The 24,492-nt window shown below is 63.5% G+C and carries 22 protein-coding genes, 2 tRNA genes and 1 other RNA gene; 18 read left to right on the top strand and 7 right to left on the bottom strand.

The window, feature by feature from the left end:
- Positions 1 to 109: 109 nt before the first annotated feature.
- On the bottom strand, positions 110 to 1,114 hold the full coding sequence (locus tag HMPREF2785_RS04560; protein ID WP_070421604.1) for a prephenate dehydrogenase: 1,005 nt from the start codon (positions 1,112 to 1,114) through the stop codon (positions 110 to 112).
- Between the two features lie 50 nt (positions 1,115 to 1,164).
- Here HMPREF2785_RS04560 and HMPREF2785_RS04555 point away from each other — a divergent pair, with 50 nt between their 5' ends.
- From HMPREF2785_RS04555 to HMPREF2785_RS11545, 7 genes are all read left to right on the top strand, one after another.
- The gene (locus tag HMPREF2785_RS04555; RefSeq protein ID WP_070421603.1) at positions 1,165 to 1,647 is read left to right on the top strand and encodes a tRNA adenosine deaminase-associated protein; all 483 of its coding nucleotides are present in this window, start codon (positions 1,165 to 1,167) and stop codon (positions 1,645 to 1,647) included.
- A gap of 28 nt (positions 1,648 to 1,675) precedes the next feature.
- A complete protein-coding gene (locus HMPREF2785_RS04550) occupies positions 1,676 to 2,110 on the top strand; it encodes a nucleoside deaminase (protein ID WP_083308850.1) in 435 nt (144 codons plus the stop codon).
- 76 nt (positions 2,111 to 2,186) lie between these two features.
- Positions 2,187 to 2,414: a CsbD family protein gene (locus tag HMPREF2785_RS04545; protein WP_070614363.1), complete on the top strand. Its 228-nt coding sequence runs from the start codon at positions 2,187 to 2,189 to the stop codon at positions 2,412 to 2,414.
- A 39-nt stretch (positions 2,415 to 2,453) separates the two neighbouring features.
- Positions 2,454 to 2,541: transfer RNA gene (locus HMPREF2785_RS04540), tRNA-Ser, on the top strand.
- A 58-nt stretch (positions 2,542 to 2,599) separates the two neighbouring features.
- A complete protein-coding gene (locus HMPREF2785_RS04535; protein WP_070614362.1) occupies positions 2,600 to 4,963 on the top strand; it encodes an MMPL family transporter in 2,364 nt (787 codons plus the stop codon).
- Positions 4,960 to 6,216, top strand: coding sequence for a tRNA guanosine(34) transglycosylase Tgt (tgt, locus tag HMPREF2785_RS04530; protein ID WP_070614361.1), 1,257 nt, complete (start codon positions 4,960 to 4,962; stop codon positions 6,214 to 6,216). Before HMPREF2785_RS04535 ends, tgt begins: the two co-directional genes overlap by 4 nt.
- A gap of 381 nt (positions 6,217 to 6,597) precedes the next feature.
- On the top strand, positions 6,598 to 6,921 hold the full coding sequence (locus HMPREF2785_RS11545; protein ID WP_083279335.1) for a helix-turn-helix domain-containing protein: 324 nt from the start codon (positions 6,598 to 6,600) through the stop codon (positions 6,919 to 6,921).
- Positions 6,922 to 7,232: 311 nt separating this feature from the next.
- On the opposite strand, the gene HMPREF2785_RS04525 is transcribed toward HMPREF2785_RS11545, so the two are convergent.
- Positions 7,233 to 7,889, bottom strand: a complete 657-nt coding sequence (locus HMPREF2785_RS04525) for a queuosine precursor transporter (protein WP_070614360.1) — start codon at positions 7,887 to 7,889, stop codon at positions 7,233 to 7,235.
- A 19-nt stretch (positions 7,890 to 7,908) separates the two neighbouring features.
- Here HMPREF2785_RS04525 and gluQRS point away from each other — a divergent pair, with 19 nt between their 5' ends.
- From gluQRS to HMPREF2785_RS04510, 3 genes are all read left to right on the top strand, one after another.
- Positions 7,909 to 8,832, top strand: coding sequence for a tRNA glutamyl-Q(34) synthetase GluQRS (gene gluQRS / locus HMPREF2785_RS04520; RefSeq protein ID WP_070614369.1), 924 nt, complete (start codon positions 7,909 to 7,911; stop codon positions 8,830 to 8,832).
- A 143-nt stretch (positions 8,833 to 8,975) separates the two neighbouring features.
- Positions 8,976 to 11,705 (top strand): YPDG domain-containing protein, encoded by a 2,730-nt coding sequence (locus HMPREF2785_RS04515; protein WP_070614359.1) that lies wholly within the window; start codon positions 8,976 to 8,978, stop codon positions 11,703 to 11,705.
- A gap of 115 nt (positions 11,706 to 11,820) precedes the next feature.
- Positions 11,821 to 12,378, top strand: a complete 558-nt coding sequence (locus HMPREF2785_RS04510; protein ID WP_070614358.1) for an LURP-one-related/scramblase family protein — start codon at positions 11,821 to 11,823, stop codon at positions 12,376 to 12,378.
- 70 nt (positions 12,379 to 12,448) lie between these two features.
- Here the strand turns inward: HMPREF2785_RS04510 and HMPREF2785_RS04505 are convergent, their stop codons facing one another.
- On the bottom strand, positions 12,449 to 12,949 hold the full coding sequence (locus HMPREF2785_RS04505) for a ferritin (protein ID WP_180952355.1): 501 nt from the start codon (positions 12,947 to 12,949) through the stop codon (positions 12,449 to 12,451).
- Between the two features lie 67 nt (positions 12,950 to 13,016).
- On the opposite strand from HMPREF2785_RS04505, the gene HMPREF2785_RS04500 reads away from it, so the two are divergent.
- Positions 13,017 to 14,546, top strand: coding sequence for an N-6 DNA methylase (locus tag HMPREF2785_RS04500; protein ID WP_070614357.1), 1,530 nt, complete (start codon positions 13,017 to 13,019; stop codon positions 14,544 to 14,546).
- Here the strand turns inward: HMPREF2785_RS04500 and HMPREF2785_RS04495 are convergent.
- Together HMPREF2785_RS04495 and HMPREF2785_RS04490 are read right to left on the bottom strand one after the other, a co-directional pair.
- A complete protein-coding gene (locus HMPREF2785_RS04495; protein ID WP_070614356.1) occupies positions 14,530 to 15,846 on the bottom strand; it encodes a hypothetical protein in 1,317 nt (438 codons plus the stop codon). The two genes, HMPREF2785_RS04500 and HMPREF2785_RS04495, sit on opposite strands and share 17 nt — an antisense overlap.
- A 53-nt stretch (positions 15,847 to 15,899) precedes the next feature.
- Positions 15,900 to 15,985: transfer RNA gene (locus tag HMPREF2785_RS04490), tRNA-Ser, on the bottom strand.
- A 129-nt stretch (positions 15,986 to 16,114) separates the two neighbouring features.
- Here HMPREF2785_RS04490 and ffs point away from each other — a divergent pair.
- The 7 genes from ffs (at position 16,115) to HMPREF2785_RS04455 (ending at position 22,464) form a co-directional block, all read left to right on the top strand.
- Positions 16,115 to 16,210, top strand: an RNA gene (gene ffs, locus HMPREF2785_RS04485) — signal recognition particle sRNA small type.
- 70 nt (positions 16,211 to 16,280) lie between these two features.
- On the top strand, positions 16,281 to 17,552 hold the full coding sequence (locus HMPREF2785_RS04480) for an aspartate aminotransferase type Ic (protein WP_070614368.1): 1,272 nt from the start codon (positions 16,281 to 16,283) through the stop codon (positions 17,550 to 17,552).
- Positions 17,542 to 18,078: a hypothetical protein gene (locus tag HMPREF2785_RS04475; protein ID WP_070482668.1), complete on the top strand. Its 537-nt coding sequence runs from the start codon at positions 17,542 to 17,544 to the stop codon at positions 18,076 to 18,078. The genes HMPREF2785_RS04480 and HMPREF2785_RS04475 overlap by 11 nt, the downstream gene beginning before the upstream one ends.
- Before the next feature lie 10 nt (positions 18,079 to 18,088).
- Positions 18,089 to 20,179: a DNA polymerase III subunit gamma and tau gene (locus HMPREF2785_RS04470; RefSeq protein ID WP_070614355.1), complete on the top strand. Its 2,091-nt coding sequence runs from the start codon at positions 18,089 to 18,091 to the stop codon at positions 20,177 to 20,179.
- 53 nt (positions 20,180 to 20,232) lie between these two features.
- Complete coding sequence (locus HMPREF2785_RS04465; protein ID WP_070451098.1) at positions 20,233 to 20,607, top strand: YbaB/EbfC family nucleoid-associated protein; 375 nt, start codon at positions 20,233 to 20,235, stop codon at positions 20,605 to 20,607.
- 67 nt (positions 20,608 to 20,674) lie between these two features.
- Positions 20,675 to 21,301: a recombination mediator RecR gene (gene recR / locus HMPREF2785_RS04460; protein WP_070614354.1), complete on the top strand. Its 627-nt coding sequence runs from the start codon at positions 20,675 to 20,677 to the stop codon at positions 21,299 to 21,301.
- 92 nt (positions 21,302 to 21,393) lie between these two features.
- Complete coding sequence (locus tag HMPREF2785_RS04455; RefSeq protein WP_070614353.1) at positions 21,394 to 22,464, top strand: HNH endonuclease signature motif containing protein; 1,071 nt, start codon at positions 21,394 to 21,396, stop codon at positions 22,462 to 22,464.
- On the opposite strand, the gene HMPREF2785_RS04450 is transcribed toward HMPREF2785_RS04455, so the two are convergent.
- Both HMPREF2785_RS04450 and HMPREF2785_RS04445 read right to left on the bottom strand, forming a co-directional pair.
- Complete coding sequence (locus HMPREF2785_RS04450) at positions 22,438 to 23,211, bottom strand: type 1 glutamine amidotransferase (protein WP_070614352.1); 774 nt, start codon at positions 23,209 to 23,211, stop codon at positions 22,438 to 22,440. The genes HMPREF2785_RS04455 and HMPREF2785_RS04450 overlap by 27 nt on opposite strands.
- Complete coding sequence (locus HMPREF2785_RS04445; RefSeq protein ID WP_070570747.1) at positions 23,204 to 24,490, bottom strand: Mur ligase family protein; 1,287 nt, start codon at positions 24,488 to 24,490, stop codon at positions 23,204 to 23,206. The genes HMPREF2785_RS04450 and HMPREF2785_RS04445 overlap by 8 nt, the downstream gene beginning before the upstream one ends.
- Positions 24,491 to 24,492: the final 2 nt, after the last annotated feature.

Raw genomic sequence — 24,492 nt, 5'->3', positions numbered from 1 at the left:
CAAACACAGAGCTAGACGACCAGCGGAAAACGGCCGGCTAGAACCCCAGGGAACCCCGGGGAACCCCAGGGATCAACCCCCCAAACCCCCAACCCCCCAAAAACAAAACCTAGAACACCTCGACGCGTCCGCCGAGGGACTCCACCTGCTCGAGTTGGCGGACCCAGCCCGGTGCGCCAGGGTGGACGCGCATGACCGGGCGGGAAGAAATCTTCACGGGGGAGACGGACTCGCGGCGGGCGCCTTTGCGGGCGGCCATGCGCAGGTAGGCGCGGTTGCCAGATTCGGCTAGCTGCTTCATGGACGCCGGATCGTCCGCAAGGGAAGCGCGTGCGGCTTGGAGGAGTTCGATGAACTCGTCGAGCACCGGCACGAGCGAGTCGGCGTTGGTTTCGCACATGTTGCGCACGAGTTCGGGTTCCGTACTAGCTACCCGGGTCGCGCCCCTAAAGGATCCGGCGGACAGGGACTGCGAGAGCGTTCCGCCCCGGTCGCCGACCAACGACAGGGCTTCAGCGATGACGTGGGGGAGGTGGGAGACGCGGGCGACGGATTCGTCGTGAAGCGATACGCGCACGGGGACCGCCTCCGCACCGACAACGGATGCGAGCCGGCACACGGTGGTGAACAGGGCAGCCCAGTGGTCGTCGGCAAGGCCTTCGCGCGCGTAGTCGTATGTCACGGCCCACGCGGCGCCCTCGAACAGGCCCTCGTGGGAGGCGCTCCAGCCGGAAAACTCGGTGCCCGCCATGGGGTGGCCGCCGACGTAGCGGCCCTGCATGTCGCGCTCGACGATGAGGTCGTATACGCGTTCTTTGACGGACACCACGTCGGTGATGTCGCACGTCGGGGCGAACGAAGCTACCTGGTCCAGTACGGACGCAACTGCCGCCATCGGCACCGCAACCACGATGAGCGCGTTGTCGGCCTCTGCGCGGCGCAGCACTTCTTCCATGTTGTCGGAGACATCGAAGCCGTCCCGTTGTGCTGCGCGTGCCCCGTGCATGGTGTAGCCGAAGACGCGTTCGTTAGAGATGGTCAGGTCGCGCATGAGCGACCCGCCGATCAGTCCGAGGCCGAGAATGCAGATGGGGGGCAGTTGGTAGGTAGTCACCGCGTTAAGTCTAGTGACACTTTGGCCCGCGCGGACTACGCTTTCGTCCCATGAGTCAGGACTTCACGGACGGGTTTGCCGTCACCGTCGCTCAGGTTGGGGGTTCGTGGCAGGTGCGCGAGTTCCGCGACGATTTCACGGACCTTTCCACCTCCATTGACGCTGTGCGCGGTTTGCGCAGCGAGGGTGCGGCGTTTGCGCTGCTCAACGTGGAGGATGACTATTTGGTTGTGGTGCGTCCGGGTCCGTCGAAGGTGCGTGTGTTGATTTCGGACGCGACGATGGCGGTGGATGATGATTTCGCGGCTGACATCCTGGATGAGGCCGACGTGGACATCCCCGACATCGACCCGGATGAGCTGGACAACGTCGACGGCTGGGCTGATGGTGATTTTGCCATCCTCGCGGACCTGGGGTTGTCCGAGGAGCAGTTGAGCATTTTGCTTGACGACGACGCCGACCCGGCCGATCTCGCCCACACCATCGCCGACGAGTTGGGTTTTGGCGACGAGCTTGCTGATGCCGTCGATTAGCAAACCTGCCCGCCGGGCTGAAGAACGGATGCGGGAGGCGATCGAGGTTGCCCGCACGACCCCGCCTGGCGATGTACCGGTGGGGGCTGTGGTGTTCTCCCCGGAGGGCGAGGTCCTTGGGGTGGGGGTGAACCGCCGGGAGGCGAACAACGACCCGACCGCGCACGCGGAGGTGGAGGCCATCCGGCAGGCGTGCGAGGCGTTGGGGAGGTGGAGGCTGGATGGGTGTGAGCTCGTGGTCACGCTGGAGCCCTGCACGATGTGTGCGGGGGCGATCTTGGGGGCGAGGGTGTCGTCGTTAATTTTTGGCGCATGGGAGCCGAAGACGGGTGCGGTGGGTTCGGTGCTGGATGCCATCCGAGACCCGCGGCATCTGCATGTCCCTGAGGTACGCGCCGGCGTGCTGGAGGAAGAAACTGCCAGGTTACTGAGTGATTTCTTTGAAGAGCTGAGGAGTAATTGAATCGTTACCCAAAGTGTTCGGGTTTGTCCCTACACTGGGCGACTGCACCGAATTTCAACGAATAAAGGAGAACAACATGGGTTTGGATGACAAGCTTGATCAGATCAAGGGCCAGGCTAAGGAAGCGGCTGGCGACCTTACCGATAACGAGAAGCTCCAGAACGAGGGCAAGGCCGATCAGCTGATCGGCAACGCTAAGGAGAAGCTCTCCGAGGCGGGCGACGCTATTAAGGACAAGGCCAACGAGGTCGCAGCCAAGGTTGAGGACAAGGCGGACGAGGTCCGCGACGAAGCTGACCGCTAAATTTGGTTTCTTGGCGGCGCTGCCGTTAATCTAGTCGGCGGTAGCGTGTCCGAGCGGCCGAAGGTACTCGCCTCGAAAGCGAGTGTGGGTAAAACCACCGCGGGTTCAAATCCCGCCGCTACCGCCAAGTGTTAAAGCCCCCGGCAACGGGGGCTTTTTCCGTATCACAGAAGGAACCCTTTGACGTGGCGAAACTGCTGTACAACCTCGGACGTTGGTCCTACCTGCACAAATGGCGGGTGATTGTGGCGTGGCTGCTGCTGTTCGGTGCGACTGCGGGCGGCGCGTTTTCGTTGATGAAGCCGTTTACCTCCGAGTTCGCAATCGAGGGCACACCGGCTATCGACGCGCTGCGCGACATGGAGAAAAACTTCCCCGATGCCGGCAATGTGGCCACAGCCCCTGGCGTGAACTTGGTGTTCGCCGCGCCTGAGGGTCAGCGCCTGGATACGCCCGAGCATATGGCGGCGATGGATGCGACCGTCGGCTATATCCGCGACCACCTCGGGGTGGAGGGGGAGCGCTTCGGCAATCCAGTGACGGTCAACGACGAGTTGCAGCGCATGATCATCGGCCAGATGACTGAGATGGGCATGCCGCGGGAGCGTGCGGAAGCGGATGCGTATCAGTTGCGCATGCTTAGCGACGACGCCCGCATCGCCTACACCACCTTCGAGTTCGATGCTGAGTCGTCGATGTCCGTCGACCAGGCGGACCGCGACGTGGTGAACGAGGCTATGAAAATCGGCCGGGACGCGGGCCTTCAGGTGGAGGCCGGCGGCGCTGGTTTCGGCGAGCCGATTGCCATTAAGACCACCTCTGAGATGGTCGGCCTGGCCGTGGCGTTTTTGGTGCTCGTGGTCACCTTCGGTTCCTTGGCGGCGTCGGTGATCCCGATCATCTCTGCCGTGGTCGGCGTGGGCATCGGCGCGCTGCTGGTGCTGCTGACCACCCACTGGGTGGAACTCAACGACGTCACTCCGGTCCTTGCCGTCATGATCGGCCTGGCCGTGGGCATCGACTACGCCCTGTTTATCCTGTCGCGCTACCGCCAGGAGGCACGCCACCTCCCGCCGGATGAGGCGGCCGGCATGGCTGTCGGCACCGCGGGTTCCTCGGTGGTGTTCGCTGGCGCCACGGTCTTTACCGCGCTGGTCGCCCTGGCACTGGCGCAGATCGAGTTCCTTACCTGGATGGGCCTTGCCGCCGCCGTCACCGTGTTCATCGCCGTGCTGGTCGCGCTGACGCTTGTACCGGCGTTGCTCGGCGCGTTCGGCTCAAAGACCTTCGCGGGCAAGATTCCCGGCCTGGCCGGTAATCCGGGTCCGGGTAAGCGTCCGGCGAAGGACCTCGATGAGAATTCGATGGGTAGGCGGTGGGTGCGCTTCGTCGAAAAGGTGCCGGGCCTTGTTATGGCAGTGGTCGTGCTGGGGCTTGGTGCGCTGTCCACCCCGGTGCTTGGCTTGGAGATGTCGCTGCCGTCCGACAGCACCTCCAACTACGACACCACCCAACGCAAGTCCGCAGACCTCATGGCGGAAGGCTTCGGCCCCGGCGTGAACGCCCCACTGCTGCTGGTGGTTGATGCACACAGCGTCAACCCCAATTCGGAGATTCTCCAGCCGTACATGTCAGCGATCCCGGATGAGGCTGGCGGCGACGCCCAAAAGGCAGCGCTCGCGTCCTTCATCTACACCATGGGCGAGATCGGCTCCGTCAACGGCATCGAGCACGCGCAGCTCATCGCAGCTAACGACGACCTCACAGCCGCCCAGATCCTCGCCACCCCAACCGGTGGTCCGGAAGAGGAACGCACCTTGCAAATCGCCCACGGAGTGCGCGAGGCCATCAGCCAGGTGGAAGACGCCACGGGTATCGACGTTGGCCTGACCGGCCTGACCGCCGTCCAAATGGACATCACCGAAGAACTCTCAAAGGCCATGCCGCTGTACCTGTCCATCGTGGTGGGGCTGGCGATCGTGCTGCTCGTTATCGTGTTCCGCTCCATCATGGTGCCGCTCGTGGCAGGCCTGGGCTTCCTGCTATCCGTCGGCGCCGCCTTCGGCGTGACCGTGCTGTTCTTCCAAGAAGGCCTGTGGGGTTTGGTGAACACACCGACCCCGATCCTGTCCTTCCTGCCGATCTTCCTCATCGGCGTCACCTTCGGCCTGGCCATGGACTACCAAGTCTTCCTGGTTACTCGCATGCGCGAGGCCTACTTGCGCAATGGCGACGGCGACCGGCTGCGCGCCGTGCACGAATCCACCGTGCAAGGCTTCAGGCAAGGCGCGCGCGTGGTCACCGCCGCCGCGATCATCATGATCGCCGTCTTCATCGCCTTCTTGGACCAACCGTTGCCGTTCATCCAAATCTTCGGCTTCGCACTCGGTGTCGCAGTACTGTTCGACGCCTTCTTCATCCGCATGGCCCTCGTCCCCGCCACCATGTTCCTCCTCGGCCGCGCCGCCTGGTGGATGCCAAAATGGCTGGACAAACTCCTCCCCGAGGTCGACGTTGAGGGCACCGAACTAGAAAAGGAACACGCATGACGCAGCAGACGGACACCACCTTCGAGGTCGGCACCCAGCTGGAGCCCGCGCCGGGTAGGCACGGGCGCACCGGTGTGATCCACACCCCGCACGGCTCGATTCAGACCCCTGCGTTCATCCCCGTGGCCACCAAGGCGACGGTGAAAACGCTCACGCCCGAGCAGATCCGCTCCACCGGCGCGCAGGCGATCCTGTCCAACGCCTACCACCTGTACCTGCAGCCAGGGCCCGACATTGTCGACGAGGCCGGCGGCGTCGCCGCCTTCGAAAACTGGCACGGCCCCACCTACACCGATTCCGGCGGCTTCCAGGTGATGAGCCTCGGCGTCGGCTTTAAAAAGGTCCTCGCCATGGACACCGCGGGCCTGACCGAGGGCGACATCCGTGCGGCGAACAAGGATCGCATGGCGCGTGTCGACGACGACGGCGTCGACTTCAAATCCGTCATCGACGGCTCCTCCCACCGCTTCACCCCTGAAGTGTCGATGCAGATCCAGCACCAGCTGGGCGCCGACATCATGTTTGCCTTCGACGAACTGACCACGCTTGTGGATACCCGCTCCTACCAGGAGCATTCCGTCGAGCGCACCCGTCGTTGGGCCCGTCGTTGCCTCATCGAGCACGACCGTCTGACCGAGGTTCGGGCGGACAAGCCGCTGCAGTCCCTGTGGGGCGTGGTGCAGGGTGCGCAGTACGAGGACCTGCGCCGCCAGGCTACGCACGGCTTGTTGGATCTTCACCGTGAGGCGCTCGACGAGGGCCGCCGTGGCTTCGGTGGCTTCGGCATCGGTGGCGCCCTGGAGAAGGAAAATCTGGGCACGATCGTCGGCTGGGTCACCGACGAGCTGCCCGTCGACATGCCCCGCCACCTGCTGGGCATTTCGGAGCCCGACGACATTTTCACCGCCGTCGAGGCCGGCGCCGACACCTTCGACTGCGTCGCCCCGACGCGCCTCGGCCGCCGCGGCGGCGTGTACACCTTGGACGGCCGCATGAACCTCGCCGGCGCCCGCTTCAAGCGCGACTTCTCCGGCGTGGACGAGGAGTTCGGCGGCTACGTCTCTGAGAACTTTTCCCGCGCCTACATCCACCACCTGCTCAAGGCGAAGGAGTTCCTGGCGGGCACGCTGTGCACGATCCACAACCTAGAGTTCATGATCCGCCTCGTGGACAACATCCGCCTTGCCATCGACGCCGGCGATTACGAGGCCTACCGCGACGAGTTCCTCGGCCGCTACTACGCCGGGAAGTAGGGGACATGTAGTCGCGCAGCCAGCTTAGGAGCAAACCCGAACTCGACCCGATGTCCTGTTAGACGCCCTCTGGGGCACTCATGTGCTCGATCTAGCAAGCAGGGTGAGTTCGGGTTTGCCCCTAAGCTGTGATTTGCGGGTCTAGGGTTGGAGCGATTTTGGGGAAACTTCGAGCCGCATCCGGCTAAAGCGAATCGTTTTGTTGCTCGGTGGATACAACAAGTTGCGCGATCCAAGTCGAAAGCAGGAGCAGAAGGAAATTCGTGCAGCGCGCTCCGTTTTGTCTGCCTGGAAAAGAGAGTAAATACGCCTTGCTGTTATGGGGTTAAACACATAAACTTGCTGCTGGTTACCTATTAAGCGGAGCGTGGGGGTGAACAAATGGCCACTACAAAGTTTGAAGACTTCATCCAGCCATATCGAGAATCGGAATCGCCAGCAGCCGAGGTAATTCGTGATGCGGCAACGCGAGCGTTTGCTGCGGAACTTGCAGAGCGTAAAGCGGTAGGTGCTGCACTTGCGTCGGCCCGGCATGATCGCGGCGCAACTCAGCAATCTGTTGCTGATGCTGCCGGAATTCAACAGGCTGAACTGAGTCGCATAGAAAATGGAGTTGGGAATCCGACGGTAGAAACGCTGCTTAAGGTTCTAGCTGCGCTGGATTTGCGCTTGGCCTTCACACCGGCTCGTAAGGGACGGAACTGAGAAAAACTTTCGCCGAGCACATCGTGAACTCCCAAGGACAACTCGGCATGTTATTGAGGATCCCATCTTCCTGGGCTCCAGGGCGTCCCAACTCGTTCAGATGGCAGATCACGTTGCGTGGAGTGCGAATTCGTCGTTAATGAAAGTGCCCAAACACAAGTTCGCCCACAATTGGTACAGCGAGTACCTCGCTCCACGTGATCCTTCCAGGGGGGCCACGCGAGTTAGATTAGAAACAGCTAGACCCCCTTGGTCCACACGTGTGGAGGGGGTCTGCATCAGCAACAGTACAGGTTTCGGAGCCCTGTGGGTTACACGCTCTCGTCGGCAATGCGATGTTCGGCGCGGCGCACGGCTGCGATCGTCGGATAGGTGATCGGCAGCAGCACGACCTCCATGAGGGTCTTCCACAGGAACCCAACAACGACGTAGTTGATAAACGTGCTCGCGGAATCGACGCCGATCACGCTCGCGGCGATGGTGCAGAACAGCAGCGTGTCCGCGAATTCGCCGACAATGGTGGAGCCGATCAGGCGCGCCCAGAGGCGGTCGGTGCCGAAGCGGTCCTTCATCTTCTGCAGTACCCACGCGTTGAGTAGTTGACCCACTACGTAGCCGGCGAGCGAGGCCGCGACGATGCGCGGCAACAAGCCCAGGACTGCGGCGAAGGTGTCTTGCATGTCGTAGAAGTCCGCCGCGGGCAGCCAGATGGCGATGTAGAACGTCACCACGGCAAGCACGGCGATGAAAAAGCCGGTGAACACGGCGCGGCGTGCGGCTTTGAACCCGTAGACCTCGGCGATGACGTCGCCGATGACATAGGAGATGGGGAAGAGGAAGAAGGCCCCGTCGGTGACTAGCGGCCCGATGACCACGCCTTTTTGTGCCGTGATGTTCGAGATGAGAAACACCGCGCAGAACACGGCGAGCAGGTACGGGTATGGGGAGCGGGATACGCGCGGTGACATGCGCAATATCATTGCACATATGGCTGTTTTCCAAGGTCCTGCTGGTCGCTATGCGCCGAGTCCGAGCGGCGATCTCCACTTTGGCAATTTGCGTACGGCGGTGCTGGCGTGGCTGTTTGCTCGCCAAAGCGGCCGGAAGTTCTTTTTGCGTGTGGAGGATATTGATTCGGAGCGTTCATCCGCGGAGTCGGCGCTGCGCCAGATTGAGGACTTGGAGGCGCTCGGCCTCGACTTCGATCCTCCGGTGCTCTACCAGCACGATCGCGGGGACGCGTATGCAGATGCGCTGGCTCGCTTGGATACGTATGAGTGTTATTGCACGCGCCGGGATATCCGGGAGGCGGCGTCGGCGCCGCATGCGCAGCCGGGGATGTATCCGGGGACGTGTCGTGATCTCACGGAGGAGCAGCGTGCTTTACGACGACGCGACCTCGCCGACGAGGGCCGCCTCCCCGCAATCCGTCTGCGGGCCCACGTGCGTGAGTGGACGGTTGAGGATTTCTACCACGGTGCCTACACGGGGCCGGTTGATGATGTGATTTTGAAGCGCGGCGGGCGTGTGGATCAGGCGCAGGCGGGGGATTGGGCGTACAACTTGGCGGTCGTTGTGGACGACGGTTTTCAGGGGGTGGATCAGGTTGTGCGAGGCGACGATTTGTTGTTTTCTGCCCCGGCACAAGCGTATTTGGCTGATCAACTTTCTCTCGTGACGCCTTTTTATATTCACGTTCCGCTTGTGGTGGGGCCAGGGGGTCGTCGATTAGCAAAGCGCGATGGTGCTGTCACCTTGCGGGAGATGTTGGCCGATAAACGTCAGTCCGACATTGTGCGTGATATTGCCGGGTCGCTCGGATATGGCCAGGTAGATAGCGTGAATGGTTTGTTGGATGTGTTCGAACCGTCACAACTGTCGCGCGACCCATGGACGTGGGAATCTTTGTAATTGCTGTGTTTTAATGAAGTATAACCTGTTTTTTATATGTTAAAACTCTTGCGGTCGGTCTGAAGCTCACTCATATTTGGAGGAAGGTCACGTGGCTGCGTTTGGGGACGCACCACTGGGCAACGAACCTCTAAGGAGACTTCATGATTTCGAAGAAGATTGCTGCGAGCACCGTTGCGCTTGCCCTCGGCGCTTCGGCTGTTGTCGCCCCGCAAGCAACCGCGCTGCCAGAAGAATTCACAAGCCCTCCGGGTCGGACCGCGAACCCACAGCAGGGCGCATGTGCTGTTGTGCTGGATCAGAACATCACCACGGTGAACCCTGGCGTGGCGCTGAAGACAACCCAAAACGGGGTCAGCGTGGGTGTTGGCCTCGACGAGGTAGACAACGCTTTCGTGCCGTGGGTGAGCGTAAGCGCTGACAGTGAGCGGGTGTTTCAATCCGGCACGGCGTTCATCGTTGTTGAAAACGTAGGTACGCAGGATGCAACCCACTCCTACAAGCTTGAAGCTCTGAAGAAGGGCTCCGTTGAGATCAAGCGCAAGGGCAATGAGCCCGTTGAGATGCTTGATGTCAACGAGGTTGCGCTGATTGATCAGGAGTCCTTTTCGCTGAAGCGTGATCAGAAGCGCACGGCCGTTGTGAAGCTGGCTGTGGACAGCAATCAGCAGGCGCAGACGTGGGCCTGGAGGGTCAATAATCCGACGATCTTGGCGGCTGAGAAGACCCGCGTCAGCCCAACTGTGCAGATTGACGTCGCCCCGTGGGTATTTGAGACCGATGACTGCGCGCCAATTGTCGCTTCTGAGCAGCAGTCCCAGGCGATCATCGCGGACGGCAACGAGTACGACACCGGCATCACGGTGGCCAATGCGGAGAACGACTACCAACGTTTGACCGGCAACGTTTCCATCGCTGGCAAGAAGATCGAGGGTGCCAAGGTGCGTGTCGACGACACCGGCAAGGTCTACGTCACCCTCCCCAAGGGCGCGACCGGTTCGGTTGATGACGACAAGGCGGCGAAGGTTGATGTGGAAATCATCGCGAACCCTCGCGAGACCACCAAGGACGAGGATTTCGACGCCTACAAGAACCCACAGGTACTGCGCGTTGCAACCGAGGACGGCGTTGTTGATCAAGACACGCCGAAGTTCACCGGTTCCGTCCCCGTTGCCAAGTTTGCTCCCGCCTACAACACGCCGAACACGGTCAAGCCGGGTGGCTCCGTTGATGTCGCGTTGAAGGCACAGCCTGGCGACGTCCGCGGCACCGCCGTCGACGCCACCTACACCGTCGTCGACGCACCGGAAGGGTGGACCGCCGAACCAGCCAAGGACGGCACGCTGAAGGTCACCGCCCCGAAGGGCGCGAAGCACGGCGATACCGCCACGTTCACCGTGGACGTCACCTACGCCGACGGCTCCAAGGACACCATCGACACGGTGGTGACGGTGCGCGAGACCGACGCAAACCTGAACACCCCGGGCTACGGCGAGACCTACGGCAAGGTCGGGGTGGAGGTCAGCCTCGAGCAGAACAACAAGAACCTGCCGGAGGGCTCCACCTTCACCATCACCCCGGGCCAGGACTTGGGCGATTGGGTGCCGAAGGTTGATCCGGCAACCGGCACCATCACCGTCACCATCCCGGGCTCCGCAAAGCCTGGCGACGTGAAGACGATCCTGGTTGACGTGACCTACCCGGACGGTTCCGTGGATAAGAACGTTCCGGCGAAGGTCATCGTCCACGGTGCCCCGGAGTACCCGAAGGTAGAGAAGACCCCGGGCCAGAACGCCACCTTGAAGCCGAAGAAGGACGACGTGCCGGGTGGTTCCACCTACGAGATCACCCCGGGTCAGGATCTTGAGGAGTGGAACCCGCAGATCGACGCCAAGACTGGCGACATCACGGTCACCATGCCAAAGACCGCGAAGGATGGCGACGAGAAGATCATCAACGTCACCGTCACCTACCCGAGCGGCAAGACCGACGTCGTGCCGGCAAAGGTCACGGTGAAGGTCCCGGAGACCCAGCCGGGCAACGGCACCGACAACAACACCCCAGTCGACAACAACACCACCACCGTGATCGTTGTCTACCCGGGCCAAAAGACGGAGGTTCCGCCGCCGAACGGTTCGGGCGAATGGAAGATCCCGGACAACCCGAAGATCCCGGAGGGTTGGAAGGTCGAGGTCAACCCAAGCACGGGCAACCTGACCATCACCCCGCCAGCCGACGTGAAGCCGGGCACCAACATCACCATCCCGGTGGAGGTGAAGACACCGGACGGCAAGACCACGATCGTCGAGATCCCGGTCAAGACCGACAACGGTTCCATCCCGAACGACCCAGGCCAGAAGCAGCCGCAGAACCTGGTGTCTGACCAGGGCTCCTCGGAGAACATCAAGAAGTGCTTCGACAGCATGTCGTCCGAGAGCAACCCGCTGCTGTGGCTGGTTCCGCTCGGCCTGCTGATCGCCATCGGTGCACCGCTGGCCGGTCCGCTCGGCGCCGAGCTGGGCAAGGCAGCAGCGAACGTGTCGGAGAAGATGAACATCCCGAACCCGCTCGAGCAGTTCGGCCTCGGCGGCGAGACCAACCGCCGCCCGCAGCCGGAGTGGATGCGTCAGATCCAGGTTGAGGCTGACCGTCTGCAGCAGCAGTTCGGCCCGGAGGTCACCCAGGCAGCAGCCATCGGTTTGTCCCTGGCTGGTCTGGCAGCAGGCATTGGCATCCTCGCCGCCCTGTGCAAGGACGGCGAACTGCCGGAGTGGGCCCAGAGCTCCAAGTCAGATGCGAAGGGTTCCTCCGACAAGGGCGAAGACAAGGGCGAGGACAAGAGCGACGGTAAGGAGACCGAGGAAACCGCCTAACCCTTCTCTTCCGAACACCGTAAAAGGCTGATGCCAGTTCGCACTCGGAACTGGCGTCAGCCTTTTACGCATTTCTGCCCGGCACGCGCAGCGCGGCGGGATTACGATTTACACCATGCTGCGGGAAAACGAAGTCATTATCCGGCAAACCAAAATCTTCGGTCGCAATGAGTTCGCGATCGAAGCACCCACCGGACAATCGCTTGGCACGGCACGGCAAACGAAGCTCAACATGAAAGACGTGCTGAGCCGGGCCTCGCGCCAAGTCGATGTGTTCGACGCAGGCGGCACGCACCTTATCAGCATCGAAGACCCGATCGACCTCATCCGCGACAGCTACACCGTGCGTCTAGTCACGCCCGCGATGGAGCTGGCGCGGCTGACATCGCGGTTCAAGCTCATGGGCTCAAAATTCGACCTCGACATCGCAGGGTTTCCCGAGGTGCAAGTCGAAGGCAAGGTGTTCAACCGCAACTACACGCTCACATCGCAGGGCCGCCCGATCGCGCACGTGGTCGCGGAATACAAAGGCTTCGGGCGCGAACTGACCGGCAAGTCGGACTACCGGGTGCAGTTCGAGCCGGAGCTGAGCGAACGCCAGCACGCTGCGATCCTCGGTGTGGTCATCGCGATCGACATGTGGCGGGTCAAGCGCCGCCAACAATCCAGCTAGACACAAACAGCGCTAGACACAAACAAAGCCCCCGCACGTGACGGGGGCTGAACGCGAAATCCGGGGTGGGTTACGCGTCGGAGTCGGTGGAGCGGCCGGCCAGGCGGGCGTCGATACGCAACAGGCCCGAGCCGTCCTTGCCAACAAGCTTGAGCTGGTCGACGATCTCGCTCACGGTCGACTCTTCCTCAATCTGCTCCTCCAGGAACCAGTTGAGCAGCGGGCGGGACTCGAGGTCGCCGACCTCGTCAGCAAGACGAGTGATCTGGCGGATCTGTTCGGAAACCTTCTTCTCGTGCGCAAGAGCAGCCTCAAACGCGTCGAGCGGAGTCTTGATCTCAGGCGCGTCGATTTCAATGTTGTGCGGCTTGACGTGCTCGCCACGGTCGATGAGGTGCTGGGCGAACTTCTGCGCGTGGTCGCACTCCTCAGATGCCTGCGCGGCGAACCACTCGCTCAGGCCCGGGAAGGACAGGGCGTCCATCTCGTTGGCCAGGTAGCGGTAGATGTAGGCGGCACCGTACTCTTCGGTGACTTGCTGGTTGATTGCTTCGTAAAGCTTTGCGTCGATCATGCACGCGAGTATACAGCAGCCCAGATTGGAGCGGAAGAGTAAAAGAGCTATAAGCTCGGGCACCGTGCCCCAGGGATCGAACTTCTCCGCAAAGCGTGTCACCGCCACGCTGAACCGCCTGCGCGCGCACCCCGAAATCGCAGGCCAACAGGCATGGCTGCGGGGGATCGCGGCGCACTCGAACGCGTTGCGGCCCGACCTTGCGCCGGTGGTGGAATCCTACCTGGGGGTCGAGCCGCTGGCAGAAGATGTGTTCGAAAACATGACCATCGGGGAGATCGCGGTTTGTTACGAGGCGTTCCTGGCGCTCAGCGACAGTAAGGCGCGCAAGGACGCGGGCCAGTACTTCACGCCCGACGACGCCGCCGCGTTCATGGCCCAGCACGTCAACCGTTTCCCGGAGGGCACGTGGGTGGACCCGTGCTGCGGCACTGGGGTGCTCGCGTGGCATCTTGCGCGGAAGGTTGATGGGGATGTGGGGGGCTTCGTCGCAAAGCAATTGATCCTGGTGGACATCGACCCGGTCGCGCTGCACACCGCGGTGGTGCTGCTGTCGCACTTCCTCGCGCCGGGCGACACCGCAGGCTTTGAAGCGCTCGCCGCGCGCTGCGTGGTGGCCGATTTTCTTCACGACGACATCCCCGCCCACGACTTTGTCATCATGAACCCGCCGTACGCCTCCACCGCGCGCGACGACACGTTCGCCACCGCCGCCACCCGCGACCTGTTCGCCTATTTCATGGAGCGTGTCGCCACCACCAGCCGCGGCTTCATCGCGGTCACGCCCGCCTCCTACCTGGGCGCGCCGAAGTTCGCAGGGCTGCGATTGCTTGTCGACGAACACCTCACCGGCGGCGACATCACCGTCTTCGACAACGTCCCCGACACCCTGTTTCGCGGCTACAAGTTCGGCTCGTCGAACACGTCGAAAACCAACTTTGTGCGCGCTGCCGTCACCGTGTGCCCGCCGGGGGCAAGCGCGTGGCGGGTCACGCCGATCTTGCGATGGCGTGCGGCATCAAGGGCAGCCTTGCTGGAAAAGGCACCGCACCTGCTCGCGCCGCGGCAGATCGGTCAGGGAGGGGAGTGGCTGAAGATCCACCCCGACCACCAGGAAATCTGGCGGCAAATGCAGGGGTGGGAGCGCACCATCGCCGACCTTGTCGTACCTGGCCCGACGGAGTTTTCGCTCACCGTAGCCACCACCCCGCGCTACTACATCTCCGCCGCGTTCGGGGAGTTGAGCAGGCGCTCGAAGCAGGTGCTGCACTTCGCCACCGCACACGACCGTGACCTCGCGGCGGTGACGCTGAACTCGTCCGCGCCGTATTTGTGGTGGCGCTGGCACGACGGCGGCGTAAGCCTCACCCGTCGCGTGCTCATGTCCGTGCCGGTGCCCGACATCGAGCCTGTGCTTATTAGTGACATCCGCGCCTCCGAACGCGACAACCTAGTCACCAAACTCAACGCCGGCATTATCAACGAAAACGTCAAGCACCCCTTCGCCCTTGTGGAGCGGCTCAACCGCGTGGTGTTCGGGCGCGACGTGGACGTGGCGGCGGCGTACGCGCAGGACCTCACGCAAGCGCCGTAAGCAAATAATCCGTGCCGCGCGCGAGGGCCATGTCCATCTCGTACTTCGGCTTGCGCGGCGACCCGTCCTGCTGGCGGCCCTGGTTGAAGACTTTGATGATGCCGCGGGCGATGGCGTCGCTAATAGATGCAGTGTCCGGGAAGTAGTACGCCTCAATGCTGGTCACCGTGTGCGCGACCTTGAGCTCGCGCGAGTTCGGCTTACGGTCTTTCACTACCTTGCCGCGCTTGGCCATGTGCCAGCGGTAAAACGCGTCCTCGTCGGTGTAATCCGGCACCGTGTTGACCACGATGAAACCGACCCCGTCCTGTGCTGCGGCGAGGTCCACCGAGTACTGGTCGTTCAGCGGCGTGCGGTCCGCTTTGCCATCGGTGGAGTGCACCTTCAAATCCCAGGTACGGGTGCCCTGATAGTCGAACTCCGTGTGGCCGATGGTCGCCGGGCCGCCCTTGAACTTCGCCGCATAAAACGGCAGAACCTTGAACTCGGCGTACCAGGCGAACCACTCCGTTTGGTTCCGGTTGCGGTACTGCGCCGCGAACATCTCCTCCACACACGTGCGCCCGTCGAACGGGAGGCTCGCCCAATCGGTGTCCGCCCGCAGGCCGAGCGCCTCCGCAGCACCGGCGACGAGCGCGTTGGCTTCCAGCAGCGGGGAAGCGAAATCCTCCGCGCCCGCAAACCGGCGCGTGGCCAGGTGCAGCAGATTATTCAGCCCGTTGAGCGTGATCGTGTAGCCCGACGAGTAATCACGCGGCCCCCACGTCCCGCCCAACTGCTGTGCCAACCAACGCCCGAGCTCGATCTTGGTTGCGTCCTCCGGCGCGTTGTTGTTGTCGATCGCGCGCGCCAGGTTTACCAGCACCGACTTGCGCTCTTTTGACCCCGGCCCGAGCGTCTCCGGGCCCGAACCCGTCAGCGCGCTAATGCGGTTGACCGCCTCCAACTTGTTTTTCGCCGGGGTGAAGTCGTCCGACGAGAGCTTGCTAAACGACGACACCCCCGACCCCCGGGTGCGAGACGTCTGGGCGGTGAAGTGGTCGTCGACAATTGCGCGCAGCGTCGCCGCCCGACCGTCAACACCGGAGCCCAGGATGTACTGGGCGAAGTTGTCGAAGATGCTGTCCGCGATCTCCTCCGCAGTCCACGCGTCCTCGTACGGCACGCCGAGTTCCTCGGCGGCGGCAAGGGCGATCGCGCGCGGGATCATGCCCGCATCCGCAACCGTGAAACGACCGACATCCAGCAGGTCAGCGAGTTGATCGAGCGCAGTGTTGGTAGTGTTTGCGGTGGTGGTCACGCACAAAACGGTAGCAAAAACGCCCCGCGTAAAAACGCGGGGCGTGAAATTTGCGGAGGATGTGGGATTTGAACCCACGAGGGTCGTGAAACCCGCACGCGTTCCAGGCGTGTGACATAGGCCGCTAGTCGAATCCTCCAGCGAACAACCTCCCCGGCATGCACCGGCGAAGCGTCTTTGGACATGGTAATGCACACACCCCACAGCGCCAAAACGGCAGGTGGGGCGCGCAGGTTGTGTTCTGGCGGAAGAGATGGCTACAGTGTCAGGCAGGATCTCACGCGGTGTTATCTTGTGAACTCCCCCAGGGCGGGAACGCAGCAAGGGTCAGCGAGCTCTAGCAGGTGCGTGGGGTCCCTTTTTCATGTTCGGGGACGGATAGGCCGGTACGATGGTGGGCACGCAAAATTCGCCTTCGAACATCTGGAGTGATGATGTCTCTCAAGGACCTGGACGCAGCCCAGTTCAACGAACTCGCCGAGCGCACTCGCGCACAGTACGAGGAACTCAAGGCCCGAAACCTCAACCTGAACCTGACGCGCGGCAAGCCGTCCGCAGAGCAGCTCGGGTTCTCTGACGCGCTGCTGTCGCTGCCGGGGGCGGACGACTACACCGACAAGACCGGCGCTGACGTGCGCAACTACGGCAACCTCGACGGCATTGCGGACATCCGCGAGCTGTGGGCCGGGGCCCTCGGCGTCGCCCCGGAGAACGTCGTCGCGGGTGATTCCTCGAGCCTGAGCATCATGTTCGACCTCGTCTCGTTTGCCTATATCTGGGGCACCAACGACTCGCCGCGCCCCTGGAAGGACGAGGAGACCGTCAAGTGGATCTGCCCGGTGCCGGGCTACGACCGCCACTTCACCATCGTCGAGCACTTCGGCTTCGAGATGATCCAGGTGCCGATGACCCCGACCGGCCCCGACATGGACCTCGTCGAGGAACTGGTGAAGGACCCGCAGGTCAAGGGCATGTGGTCGGTGCCGATCTTCGGCAACCCCACCGGCATCACCTACTCCGCCGAAACCATCGAGCGTCTCTGCGCCATGGAGACCGCCGCGCCAGACTTCCGCCTGATCTGGGACAACGCGTACGCAATCCACACGCTGACCGACGAGTTCCCGGACAACCCGAACGTGCTCGAGATCTCCGCGAAGCATGGCAACCCGAACCGCTTCTGGTACATGTCGTCCACCTCCAAGATCACGCTCGCAGGCTCGGGCGTGGCGTTCTTCGCTTCCTCCAAGGAGAACCTGGACTGGTACAACAGCCACGCTGGCGTGCGCGGCATCGGCCCGAACAAGGTCAACCAGTTGGCGCACGCCCGCTTCTTCGGCGACGTCGACGGCCTGCGCGCCCACATGCTCAAGCACGCCGGCTCGCTCGCTCCGAAGTTTGCGGCGGTCGTCGGCATCCTCAAGGAGCGCCTCGGCGAGTACGGCGTCGCCGAGTGGACCGAGCCGACCGGCGGCTACTTCATCTCCCTGGACGTCAAGGACGGCTCCGCCAAGCGCGTCTGGGAACTGGCCAAGGAAGCCGGCATCACCCTGACCAAGGCCGGCGCATCCTTCCCGGGAGGCATCGACGAGCACGACGAGAACATCCGCCTCGCACCGTCCCTGCCGCCGCTCGACGAGGTCCGCACCGCCATGGACGGCGTTGCCACCTGCGTGCTGCTCGCCTGCATCGAGGCGCATGAAAACTGATCAGGTCGCCGCATGGCTCGGGTCGTTCATGGACATCGAGCTCATGCTTATCGACGACGCCGCCGTCGCCCTCACCACCATCAACACCACCCCCGCGGCCTGCACCGTCGGCTTCTCCCAAGTCGATACCGGCCTGGTCATCGACGGGGATGGGGCGACTGATGTGCGGTGTGAGATTGTGACGGTAGGTGGGGTCGTCGATAAGCAACTGCCCGGGCGCGCCGTCGTTGCCGCAGCCCGTGCCATCGAACGCCTCGGCATCCCCGCACAACCCGGCGTGCTGCTCGAAGGCGCCCTCGACGAGCTCGGCACCACCGCACGCCACGGCTGGCTGCGCGAACCCGAACTCTTCGACCGCGGCACACCGCTATACCGCGAACCCGACAGGCTCACCCTGCTGCTCGAACTCGTCGCGCTTACCGACGACGAATACACCATCGCCCGCGACCAAGGCCTCGACGTCCTAACCCGCAGGCTACGACGCCGCGGCACCAACACCACCGAATGGAATCGCGAGGCCGAGTAAGGTAGCCCGCGTGGCTCTGTACAGGAAATACCGCCCCGCAACATTCGGCGAAGTCGTCGGGCAAGAACAAGTAACCCGGCCGTTGTCCACCGCACTGGACAACAACCGCATCTCACACGCCTACCTGTTCTCCGGCCCACGAGGCTGCGGCAAAACATCATCCGCCCGCATCCTCGCGCGCTCACTCAACTGCGCCGAAGGACCAACCTCCACCCCCTGCGGCGTATGCCCCTCCTGCGTCTCCCTCGCCCCCGGCGGCAACGGAAACCTCGACGTCATGGAAATCGACGCAGCCTCCCACGGCGGCGTCGAAGACATGCGCGACCTGCGCGAACGCGCCCTGTATGCGCCAAGCGAATCGCGCTACCGCGTCTTCATCATCGACGAAGCCCACATGATCTCCAAAGAGGGCAACAACGCCCTGCTCAAAATCGTCGAAGAACCACCCGCCCACCTCATCTTCATCTTCGCCACCACCGAACCCGAAAAGATGCTGGGCACCATCCGCTCGCGCACCCACAACTACCCATTCCGCCTGCTCGCGCCCCAAGCCATGCGTTCGCTTCTCGAGCGCATCGTTGCCGACGAAGGCGTCACCGTCGACGAAAACGTCTACCCCCTGGTCATCCGCGCCGGCGGCGGCTCCCCGCGCGACACCCTGTCCATCCTCGACCAACTCCTCGCCGGCGCCGGACCCGACGGCCTGACCTACGACCTTGCCCTGCCACTGCTGGGCGTCACGGACCTCACACTTCTCGACGCCGCCGTCAACGCCATCGCCACCAACGACGGCTCCGCCATGTTCCACACCATCGACGAAGTCATCGAATCCGGCCACGAACCCCGCCGCTTCGCCCTCGACCTCCTCGACCGCATGCGCGACCTCCTCCTCATCCGCACCGTGCCCGACGCATTCGGGCAAGGACTTGTCGACGCCCCCACCGACCGCTCCGAAATCCTCAAACACCAAGCCGAACTCTTCACCCCCGCCCACCTCTCCGCCCTGGCCACCGAAGTCAACGACCGACTCCCAGACCTCGCCGGCGCCACCTCGCCCCGCCTGCTCCTCGAAATCATGATGGCGCACCTCCTCACCGTCAGCGTTGGCGGCGGCGCGGTGGGTGCGGCGCCGGGTGCTGGTACGGGTGCTGGTGCTGGTGCTGGTGCTGTTGGCTCTGCTGGTTCTGCCGGTGGTGCTGCTGGTGCTCCCTCCGGCGCCGCTGGCGGGGGAGGCGCTGCTGCCGCCGCAGCCGCTGCAGCCGCCGCCGCGAGCGCCCGCACCGCCTCGCGCAAACCCGCACCCGCGCCCGCGCCTGCTCAACCGGCATCCGAGCAGCGAGCGCAGCAGACGCCGCCACCCGAACCACAGCAGCCTGCGTCGGAACCGCCGCACGAACCTGCGCCGCAACCGGAACCGCAGCGTGAACCCGAACCTGCCCAACCCGCGCCGCAGCAACCCGCGCCGCAACAGGCCGCACCACAACCGGACACGGACGACCTGTACCAGCGCATCGAACGCGACTGGACCCGCCTGCGCCAATCCGTCGGCGCACGCAACCAGGTCGCCGAAATCATGCTGACGGAGGCGAAACCGCTCGGCTTCGACAACGACACCCTCGTCGTCGGCCATCACACCGGAGCGCTCGCCGACCGCATCAACGCCGAACGCAACAACGCAGACATCGTCGCCGTATTCACCGAAAAGCTCGGCACGCCAATCAAGGTCCGCTGCGTGGTCGGCACCAACCCCGACGCCGCCCACGTCAAGCGGCCAAAACCGAGGGAGGTGTGGAATCCGGGGGAGGGGTCGTCGACAAGCGAAAAGCTCGAAGACCCTGCCCCCGCCAACAGTTGGCAAGCCGCCGTCGCCGCAGCCAGCCAAAAAGCCGCCGAACGCGCCAAACGCGAACGCGACGACATCCCACCACCACCCGAACCCACCGAACCCTTCGAAGAAGCCGAACCCGAATACACACGCGAAGACGAAGAACGCGACATGGCCCAAGAAGCACGCGACGGAGAACGAACCGCCGACCGCCGCGACGCCACCGAAGTCGCCATGGATCTCCTCGCCGCCGAACTCGGAGCCAAACCCCTCTAAGCGACGCGTACAATGGCCCACGGAGCTTTACCAACAAACGAAAGGTTGCAACCATGACCCAGCCACAGGACATGCAGGAACTCATCCGCCAAGCCGCCGAAGTGCAGGCCGCACTCCAGCAGGCGCAGATGGAACTGCTGCAGACCGAGGTCACCGGCACCGCAGGCGGCGGTCTCGTTGCCGTCACCATGACCGGCGGCGCCGAAATCACCGACCTGACCATCAAGCCGGAAGCCGTTGACCCGGAGGACGTCGAGACGCTGCAGGACCTCATCCTCGCCGCATACCGCGACGCCCACGACCAGGCCGGCAAGCTCGCCGAAGAGAAGATCGCCCCGCTGACCGGCGGCGCAATGGGTGGCGGCGCACCGCAGGGTGGCGCCCCGCAGGCAGGCCCGGGCGAGATCCCGTTCGGCGGCATCGTCTAACCTGTCGCTTCCCGCGTCCGGCCGGCTTGGTCGGGCGCGTTTTTCATGCCACGAAAGGAACCCCCGCGTGTTTGAAGGACCGCTGCAAGACCTTATCGACGAATTCTCGCGCCTCCCCGGCATCGGCCCCAAGTCCGCGCAACGTATCGCGTTTCACTTGCTGAAGACGGAGCCGGAGGACATCGATAGGCTGCGCGCCGCCTTGGCCGCCGTGCGCGACGGGGTGACGTTTTGTCGCATCTGCAACAACGTCTCGCGCGAGGAAGTGTGCCGCATTTGCGCCGACTCGAGCCGCGATAAGTCGCTGGTGTGCGTGGTGGAGGACGCGAAGGACATCCAGGTCATTGAGCGCACGGGGGAGTATTCGGGCCGTTACCACGTATTGGGTGGGTCGTTGGATCCGTTGGCGAATGTCGGCCCGAAGGATCTGGCCATCGCGCCGTTGTTGCAGCGCATTGGCGGTGTGCTTGACGACGTCGACGGCGCCGACAACCCCGACGTCACCGAAGTCATCTTGGCTACCGACCCTGATACGGAGGGGGAGGCGACGGCGTCGTATTTGGCGCGTCTGTTGAAGGACTTCCCGTCGCTGACGGTGTCGCGCTTGGCGTCGGGTATGCCGCTTGGCGGGGACTTGGAGTTTGTCGACGAGCTGACACTCTCCCGCGCGTTAACCGGGCGCCTCAAGCTGTGATTTGTGGATAACTCTTTACTTTTCGACGACCCCACGCCCAGTTATCCACAGGCCAGGTGCACTTTCTCTGTTGACGGTTTAGCGTTTTAGGCATGAATTCGTTCGAGGTGTTAGTGCAGGCGATGTCGGCCGCAGCGTTAGAGACGCTGGCTGACTTCGACCTTGAGGTTGCACTCGCCTCGGGCTTTGCACCGGATCGGGCGCGTGCGTGGTCGCGGCTGCGGGATGTGTATTTCGGGCGCACCAAGTTCACGCGCAAGCAGGCGGTGGCCGCTACGCGGGCTCGGGCGTTCTCGTTGGACGAGCTCGCACTGATCGAGCGTCGCATTGCCTCGGTCAAGGATACGTCCCAGCGGTGGGCGCTGCGCCTGGCTTTGCTTGAGGTCGAGGGTGGCTACCGGGCGATTGAGGCGGCAGCCCGCTCCTTGGTGCCGGCAAACGAGAAGCCGGCGGTGGATGCGGCGAAATTTGGCCCGTCGCGAAACGGCAAACGCACCCTGCACTTAACCTACGACGAGCGCGAGATCTCCGACATGGAACACGCCGGGCGGTTAGGTATTGATCAGGACCGTCCGGCTGCACCCCAGATTGCGGAGAACCTCATTGGGATCTTCTTCGGCGAGGGCAAGGTCGCAACCGCAGCGCCGCGTCCGACGGTGTTGGTGCCGCTGCCGGATTATCTGCGCATCTTGGATGGCACTGGTGATGATGTTCTGTTGGCGATGACTGATGGCACCACCATGACCGGTGCGGAGTTTTTGGCCGCCCAGTTCGGTGATGCGTTGGAGGTGGCGGCGTTTCATCCGCAGGCCGGTGCGGTGAATCTGTACCGCACGCAGCGTTTGGCGAATCAGAAGCAGCGCGATCTGGCCAAGCTGGTCTCCCCGGTGTGTGCGTTTCCTGGCTGCCGTCACGGAGCAGACAACTGCGAGCTACACCACGTGGAGGCGTGGCAGCATGGTGGGGAGACCAACATTGGCAACCTGGCGCCATTGTGTCGCTATCACAATCGGGTGAATGATGATGACCCGTGGCGTAAGAAACGCGGCCGGATCGTCATGGTGCGGGGTGCCCCAGTATGGATCTCACCCCGCGGGTATCCGGTGAAAAACACCACCCGCGGGGCAATGGACCAACTATTTGGCGAGGCGTTCCCGACGTAGTTGGGCAACATCCTCGAGATCAAGCGGAGCCAACTCCGCAAGCGGCACGTCCAGCGCGCGTGCAATGAGCAAATCCGCCAACTGCGGGTTTCGCGCGAGCGCCGGACCGTGCATGTAAGTAGCGATCACGCTGCCCTGCACCACGCCATCCACCTTCGCGTCTGTGCGTGTGGCGGTGCTCGGTGCTGCGGTTGCGGCAGCACCAGCACTGGCAGGCACACCGTTGCCGACGCCGCGCGTCACCACACCCAGCGCCTGCGCCTCGGGCCCGAGCACGGTGGCGCCCATGTGGTTCTCAAAACCAGTTAGCGGCTCGGTCAGTTCGGCGGTGATGCCGGCCTGCGTCGGCTCGGACAGGAGTTCGCCCGTCGCACGGGTATCCAACGGCGACGTGGTGATGTCCAACAGACCCACGCCCTCAACCTCCTCGCCATGCGCACGGAACGTGTGACCCAACACCTGCAAACCGGCGCACACCGCGAAGACCGGACGACCATCAGCGGCAGCCGCCTGCAGCCCCGGAGAGGCGCTCAAGCGGGCAGCGGCGATTAACTGGGCGGCGTCCTCGCCACCGCCAAGGGTGTAGATGTCGCAGGTGGCGGGGATGTCGTCGTGAAGTAAAAAGCGCTCGATGTGCGCATCGAAACCACGCAAACGCGCACGCTCACGCAACACCAACGCATTGCCGTCATCGCCGTACGTGCCCAACACGTCGGGCAACACAAGACCAATGGTGAGTTTAGGCACGGTAATCCTCCTGCTTCGACAGCGCGCGGCGCAGATTCAGCAACGCCGTGTAGTTGGCCAACACCTCCACGCGACCCGGAGGGCAGGCACGAATCGCCTCCACAGGGTCGGGGATGCGCTCGTGGTCAATGCCGCCGTACGTCAGGCGCACCGCAAGGTCAGTGGCGCGCTCGCCGGCGGCGACGACGTGGGTGTCGCCGAAGTCCTCGAACTTCACGTCCCACAGCCACGAGACGTCCTCGCCGTCGCCTTGCTTGGCATTGACAGCGATGACGACACCGTCGGCGTCACGGTCCACCATCGACAGCGCCTCCTGCCATCCGGCCGGGTTCTTGGCCAAAAGCAGGTGGATGTCGTGTTCGCCGAGGTGGACGGTGGTGTAGCGGCCGGCGACGTTGTCCACTTCGCTGGCGGCGCGCACGGCGTCGTCGAGCGGCACCCCGAAGGCTTCGACGGCGCACGCGATGGCTTGGGCGGCGTTGCCCCGGTTCGCGCGCCCGGGCAGTTTCAGGTCGAGCACCGCTGCGCCTTGCGGGGTTTGCAGGGCGTTGTCGGTGACGGTGTATTGCGGGGTGGGGCGGCGGAATTCGCGGCCGTCGGGGAGTTTTTCGACGGCGTACCAGTCAGTTTCTTCGTCGTGCGTGACGGAGGAACGCACGATGTGCCCGCCGGAGCGTGGGTTGGTCACGGAGTCGCCGAGCCAGCCGGCGCCCGCGGCGACCCAGATGACGTTGGGGTGGTCGTAGGCGATCGAGGAGATGAGCACATCATCGCAATTAGCGACGACCACCGCATCCGGATGCGCCATCACCGCCGCACGTAGGGCGCGTTCGATGGAGTTGATCTCGCCGACGCGGTCCAATTGGTCGCGCGTGAGGTTCAGAAGGACGAACGCTTTCGGCTGCAGGCGCTCGGCAACCTTGGGGACGTGCAGTTCGTCGCACTCCAGCACGATGGCCTCCGCGTCTTTGCCGGCGAGCAAAGCGGAGATGATGCCGGCGTCCATGTTGTCGCCGCCGTCATTGGTGGCCACGGTGTGTTTCGTGCGGACGGCGCCGGCGAGCATGCGGGTGGTGGTGGATTTGCCGTTGGTGCCGGTGACCAGCACGGTGGGGCGGCCGCCGCCGAGGGAAGCCATGATGTTTGGGTCGATCGCACCTGCGACGAGGCCGCCGATCATGCCGCCGGCGCCGCGTCCGGTGGCGCGGGAGGCTGCGGTGGCGAGGTTGGCTGCGGTCGTCGCTAGGCGTGCCCGGGCTCGGGAGATGGGTCCTTGCATGC

Origin of the sequence: Corynebacterium sp. HMSC067D03, from assembly GCF_001811185.1 — a bacterium.
In the GTDB taxonomy this organism is placed as follows: Bacteria; Actinomycetota; Actinomycetes; order Mycobacteriales; family Mycobacteriaceae; genus Corynebacterium; species Corynebacterium coyleae.
Note: the sequence above shows the minus strand (reverse complement) of the source record. Positions and strands in the feature narration are given on the sequence as shown.